This window comes from Streptomyces sp. NPDC093544, assembly GCF_040683495.1.
GTDB lineage: Bacteria > Actinomycetota > Actinomycetes > Streptomycetales > Streptomycetaceae > Streptomyces.
The window spans coordinates 1-6,031 of the sequence record NZ_JBFBEA010000067.1 but is presented as its reverse complement, the minus strand read 5'-3'; the positions used below and the strand labels follow the sequence as shown (position 1 = coordinate 6,031).

The following is a 6,031-nucleotide window of genomic DNA, read 5'->3' as shown; positions in this document are numbered from 1 at the left end:
GCCAGGTCGATCTCTGCACGGAGATCAATGAAACCGACCCTCAGGTGCATCGCGTCCGGGTCAGTGATCCGGCGTTCCCACAAGCGCCGCCGCGCCGCATCCATGAGCGGCTCCGCCGCGGGCCCTCACGCCCCCGCCAGCGCTCCCAAGGCCCGCCGGGCAACCTCCCGCCCGATCGGCAGCGACGCCGTGGCCGCAGGCGAAGGCGCGTTCAGCACGTGCACCGTCCGGGGCCCTTCCCGGATGAGGAAATCGTCCACCAGGGTCCCGTCCCGGAGCACGGCCTGGGCCCGGACCCCGGCACGGGCGGGCACGAGGTCGCCCGCGGTCACCGCGGGCAACAGCCGCCGCACGGCCCCCGTGAACGCCCGCTTCGACACCGACCGCCGCAGCTCCCCCACCCCGTACCGCCAGTGCCGCCGCGCTATCCGCCAGGCCCCGGGCCACGCCAGCGTCGCGCCCAGTTCGAGCGGACGTACGACACCCCACCCGTACCCCTCCCGAGCCAGCGCGGGTACCGCGTTGGGCCCGATGTGCACGCCCCCGTCGATCCCCCGGGTGAGATGCACGCCTAGGAAGGGGAACGCCGGGTCGGGCACCGGATACACCAGCCCGTGGACGAGCTCGGGCCGTGCCAGCGTGTAGTACTCGCCGCGGAAGGGCACGATCCGCATACCGGGATCGTCCCCCGCCAGCCGGGCGATCTCGTCGCAGTGCAGCCCCGCGCAGTTGACCAGCACGCGCCCGCGGACAACCACCCCGTCGGCCGTACGGACGGCGGCGCCGAGCCCGGAGCGCCGGTCGATGCGGACGACAGCGGCCCCGTACCGGATCTCCGCGCCCGAAGACTCCGCGAGCTGCCGAGCGACCGCGACGAAGTCGCAGACCCCGGTCGTGCCGACATGGATGGCGGCGAGCCCGCGCACCTCTGGCTCGTACTCCGCTATCTGGGCGGGGCCCAGCTCCCGTACCGGAATGCCGTTCTCCCGGCCGCGCTGGACCAGTCCGTGCAGCCGGGGCAGCTCGGCCTTGTGGGTGGCGACGATCAGCTTGCCGGTGACGGCGTGCGCGATGTCGTACTCCGAACAGAACTTGACCATCTCGGCGGCGCCCCGCACCGCGTACCGAGCCTTGAGGGAGCCCGGGCGGTAGTAGATCCCGCTGTGGATCACCCCGCTGTTGCGCCCCGTCTGGTGGCGGGCCGGAGCCGGCTCCTTCTCCAGCACCGTGACCCGGGTGCCCGGCGCCGCGCGCGTGATCGCATACGCCGTCGACAGCCCGACGATCCCGCCGCCGATCACCAGCACATCGCAGTCATACCCGATCCGCACTTGCACCACCTCCCGACTCCAAGAGTGCACTGCGCCACTGACAATGCCTTCAAACCAGGGGGAGGCCCCGGACGCCCCGCAGGGCGTCCGGGGCGCGGGGAACTGCGCGACCAGCCACAGATCACCCGCGGTCCCAAGACGTCAGCAACCGGGCAAACTCGGCTCTGGTCTCCTAGGCCGGTGCCATGAGCAACGGTCGTGCCCGCTCCCGCAGCTCCACCACGCGCGGTTCGTCGCCGTACGGCTCCAGCCGGTGCAGGAGGTCCTTCACGTACTCGGTGGTGCGCGCGGAGGAGATGCGCCCGGCGACCTCCACCGCCCGGACGCCCTGCTCACAGGCCGCGTCCAGGTTGCCCGATTCCAGCTCGGCGACCGCCGACACCACCAGACGCAGACCGTGGGAGCGCACGAACTCCTCGGTCGGCTGCGACAGCGCCTGCTCGGTGAAGCGGCGCACCTGGCGCGGTGCCTTCAGATCGCGGTAGCACTCGGCGGCGTCGGCGGCGAAACGGTCGTACCCGTAGAAACCGAGCCAGGAAGGGTCGTTGTCGCCGTCGCGGGCGCGCTCCAGCCAGCCCTCGGCGGCCCGCAGGGCGGCCCCGGCGGCGTGGGCGTCACCGGCGCGTGCGTGCGCGCGTGCCTCGACGAGCCGGAAGAAGCTCATGTTGCGGGCGGTGGCGAGGCCGCGGTTGCGCTCCAGGGCGGCCTGGGCGAGGTCGACGCCCTCGTCGCCGAAGCCGCGGTAGGTCGCCTGGAGGGACATGGAGGCCAGTACGTAGCCCCCCAGGGGTACGTCGGCGGCCGCCCGGGCCAGCCGCAGGGCCTGGATGTAGTAACGCTGGGCGGCTTCCTGCTGGCCGGTGTCGAAGGCCATCCACCCCGCGAGACGGGTGAGTTCGGCCGAGGCCCCGAAGAGGGCTCGTCCGACCTCGTCGGAGTACGAGCCCAGCAGCAGCGGCGCCGCCTCCACCCGCAGGCACTCGGGCACCATGGATGAACGCCAGTCACCGCCCCCGTACTTGGAGTCCCAGCGCCTGGCGTCCTCGGCTGCCTCGCGCAGCTTCAGCACATCGCTGTGGCCGACTTTGTGCGGTGCTCCGGAGCCCTCGCCGGGGCTCACCTCGCGCGCCACCGAACTGTCGGCCGGGGTTATCAGCCACCGCGAAGCGGGAGTTGCGTAAGCGCTCACTGCGAAGGACCCGGCGAGCGACTGCCAGATGCCACCGCCGCCGGCCCGGCGCCCGGCGAGGTCGAGTCGGTACAGCTCCGTCGCCGACCGCACCGCCTGTCCGACGTCACGAGGGAACGCGAGACCCACCTCGGGCGCGGGATCCGCGTCCGCCAGGCCGATCTCGTGGAGCGGCACGGGACGGCCGAGCTTCTGGCCGATCGCGGCCGCGATGAGGTGCGGCGCGGCACCTTGGGGCACCATTCCCTTCGACACCCAGCGCGCCACCGACGTCTTGTCGTAGCGAAGAGTCAACCCGCGTTGAGCGCCAAGATCGTTGACGCGACGCGCGAGTCCTGCGTTGCTGATTCCCGCGAGGGCGAGAACGGTGCCGAGTTTTTCGTTCGGCCCGCGTTGCTCCCTGGACATGCGCCACCCCTCGACACAGACGGCTGCCGCGCTGGCATAACCACGCGGCATTCGTAAACCCAGCGTAGTTCGCTGCATCCCAAGCGTTAAGGGGCGTAAGTCCGGATGGCGGGATTGTGGTCCGTACGACAGTACGGACGGTTGCGGTGTGCTCCCGTTGTGTGGCTGTGCGCCCGTCCGTGCGCTCTTCTCCGGCCACCGCGGGAGCGCTTCCATGGATAGTGCGTGGGTCGGCCCGCTGTACTGGATCCAGTGGGCTGGGGGACACCGCCGCCTACATCCCCGCGGGCGGCGGACCGGTCCGGGAGGCGAACTCCGCCTCCCGGACTGTGCGTTGGCCGAGCGGTGCGGAAGGCCTGTACGGAGCGTGTGCGGACCTGACCGGCAAAAGCCGATTTGGCTGAAAACCGACGGTGGTCTTTGCGGGCAATTAGCGCTCCTACCACGTCACTTGAGGGCGCGCGGGGTGTTTTTGGGGAGTGTATCGGGGGCGCATTCACGTCGCAGATTCGGTGGTGGTTGGTTATCGGTCCGCCGCGGGTCGGCCGCGGGTCGGCCGCGGGTCGGCCGCCGGTCCCGCCGCTGGTCAGTCACTGATCCGCCGTTGGTCGGTCGTTCGTCGGTCGCTGATCCGTCGCTGATCCGTCGCTGATCCGCCGTTGGTCGGTCGCTGGTCAGTCATCGGGCTGTTGCTCGTTCGGTGGCGGTATGTCCTCGGTGTCTCGCCGTCGACTTGCTCCTGACGGGCTCAATACACCCCTCCGGGGGCGCACTTCAGGGAGCGCAAGCCGCCCCAGGTGCCCTCCCGTGTGCCTCCTTCGTGGCAGCATGGTGCCCAGTTCGTACGGTGCACTGGTTGTCCACAGCCTGTGGAGGCGGCGATGCGATGGTTGGTGGGGTGGAGCAGCACCGTCGCCAGAGCGCCCGAGATCGGCTCGGCGGGCGCCACGGGCAGCGACGGGGAGACCGTTCACCCGGTCGGTTCCCAACTCCTTTGGGGCGACCCCGATCCGCTCTGGGCCGTCGGCGACTGGCGCCCCGACGAGGTCCGCGTCGTGAAGGCCGACGAGCAGAACCGGATGGCCGTCCTCGGCATCTGCGGAGCCTCCGACGAAGAACTACGGGTGGGACTGTTCGCCGCGCGCGGAGGGGCACTTCGCCATCTCACCGCCTGGTCCGGCAGCTACACCGCCGTCGTCCAGGTCGGCCGCCGCCTCATGGTCGCGGGCGACCTCGCGGGCGCGCGGCCCGTCTTCTACACCCCCTGGGCGGGCGGTACGGCCTATGCGACCGCCGCCCTGCCGCTGGCCGACCTCATCGAGGCCAACCTCGACTTCGGGCACCTGGCGGCGCTGCTGGCCGCCCCCGACGTACCGGCGGCGGTGCACGACTCGACCCCGTACGAGGGCGTACGGCGCATTCCGCCGGGGCACGCGCTGATCCTGCGCGCCGGGGCGCGCGAGATCGCCGGCTACGAACAGGTCGCCTCCCTCGCCGTGGCCGCGGCCTCGGTTGATCCCACCAGCGCGGTGGACGCCGTACGTGACGCCCTCGTCGAGGCCGTACGCGCCCGTCTCGCCGCGCCCCGGCATGTGCCGGGGACCGATGTGGACCCCGGGCCCGTACCCGGCATGGGGCCCGCCGAGCGGCGGGCCGCGCGCGGGATGCCCGTGCCGGGGATCGGCGCCGACCTGTCCGGAGGACCCGCCTCGGGCACGTTGGCGCTGCTCGCGGCGGGGCTTCCGGGGGCGCCCGGGACCGTCCTGGGGCACGGCACGGGCGCCGGTGAGCGTCTCCTTGCGGTCACTTTCAACGACCTCGCCGTCAGCGGGCGGGAGTCCGAGCTGGAACGGGCGGGCTCGCTGGCCGCGAATCCCCGGCTGCACCATGTGGTGGTCACCGGGGGCGAGGAGACGCTTCCTTACGCCGACTTGGACGGGCCGCTCACCGATGAGCCGGGGCCGTCGCTCGTGACAGCCGCGCGGCATCGGGCGCGGCTGTCCGCGGGGAGCGCGGATCACTTCACGGGGTACGGCGCCCGGCAGGTCATGGACGCCCACCCGGCCCGGCTCGCGGACCTCCTGATGGACCGCAAACGCCGTCACCTGGTGAAGCCCGTCGCCGCGCTGACCAAGGCCGACGGGTCCGTCATGGTCCCCGCGCGCGTGTACGGCGCGGCGCGCAAGCTCGCCCGTACGCCGTACCGCACCGGAGTCGACGTCCTCGCCGACCGCCTGATGCAGCGGCAGTTCGAGGAACCGGGCGGTGCCGTCGGGGCCTCGCTCGCCGAGCTCACCTGGGCCAGACCCGGGCCCGCCGCGCGCTGGCTGACCGGTGAGGCGCTCGCTGAAGTATCGGTTCGCCTACAGGTTGCCTCGGGCCGGCCGGGGATCGGTCCCGGGCAGCGGCCGGGCGACTTCCGCGCGCGTGCGGCTCTTGCGCGGCACGCGGGCGATCTGCGCGTCCTGGAGCAGGCCGCCGAGATCCGCTTCCAGCGGCTGCATGCGCCGTTCCTTGACAACCAGGTCGTGCGGGCGTGCCGTGCCCTTCCTGAGGCGCTGCGGGTTCAGCCCGGTGCTCGTGCCGCGATCCTTCGTACGGTGCTGGAGGGGGCCGGCGTGGGGGATCTGCCGCCCGGGTGGGGCGCGCCGTCGCACGCGTCCTCGGCGGCGGCGGCGCGGACGGGGCTGCGGGTGGCCGCGGATTCCCTGATCGCTCTGTTCGACACGCCTCTGCTCGCGCAGGCCGGGCTGGTGGAGGCACGCGTCGTCCGCAAGGCGCTGCGCGCGGCTGCCGCGGGGGAGCCGCTGCCCCTGGACGGGCTGGCGGATCTTGTCTCCCTGGAGCTGTGGCTGCGGCGGTTGCTGGGTCGGCGGGGGACCTGTTGGACGGGGACGCCTGCTCGGCAGCGGGCGGTGCCTGCGGGGATTGTGCCGCAGGGGCGGGCGTTGGGGGCGGGGGCTGCTCGGCGGGGTTAGCGGGGTGCGGCTTTGCCTGCTGTCCGGGTTGTGGGTGGGTCGGGGGCGTGCCGGTACGTCCCGCCCGTCGCCGCCGGATCAGACGTCGGGCAGGAAGTGACGGGTCCGGTGACGCGAACGTACGC

At 72.5% G+C, this 6,031-nt stretch carries 3 protein-coding genes; 1 reads left to right on the top strand and 2 read right to left on the bottom strand.

The features are described 5' to 3' along the window. Positions 1-125: 125 nt before the first annotated feature. Positions 126-1,340 carry an L-2-hydroxyglutarate oxidase gene (gene lhgO / locus AB0N66_RS42270; protein WP_365446279.1) on the bottom strand — a complete coding sequence of 405 codons (1,215 nt, stop codon included), beginning with the start codon at positions 1,338-1,340 and terminating at the stop codon, positions 126-128. A 163-nt stretch (positions 1,341-1,503) separates the two neighbouring features. Next, positions 1,504-2,928: an MFS transporter gene (locus AB0N66_RS42265; RefSeq protein ID WP_365446276.1), complete on the bottom strand. Its 1,425-nt coding sequence runs from the start codon at positions 2,926-2,928 to the stop codon at positions 1,504-1,506. An 881-nt stretch (positions 2,929-3,809) separates the two neighbouring features. Here AB0N66_RS42265 and AB0N66_RS42260 point away from each other — a divergent pair. Continuing rightward, complete coding sequence (locus AB0N66_RS42260; protein ID WP_365446273.1) at positions 3,810-5,906, top strand: asparagine synthase-related protein; 2,097 nt, start codon at positions 3,810-3,812, stop codon at positions 5,904-5,906. Positions 5,907-6,031 lie beyond the last annotated feature (125 nt).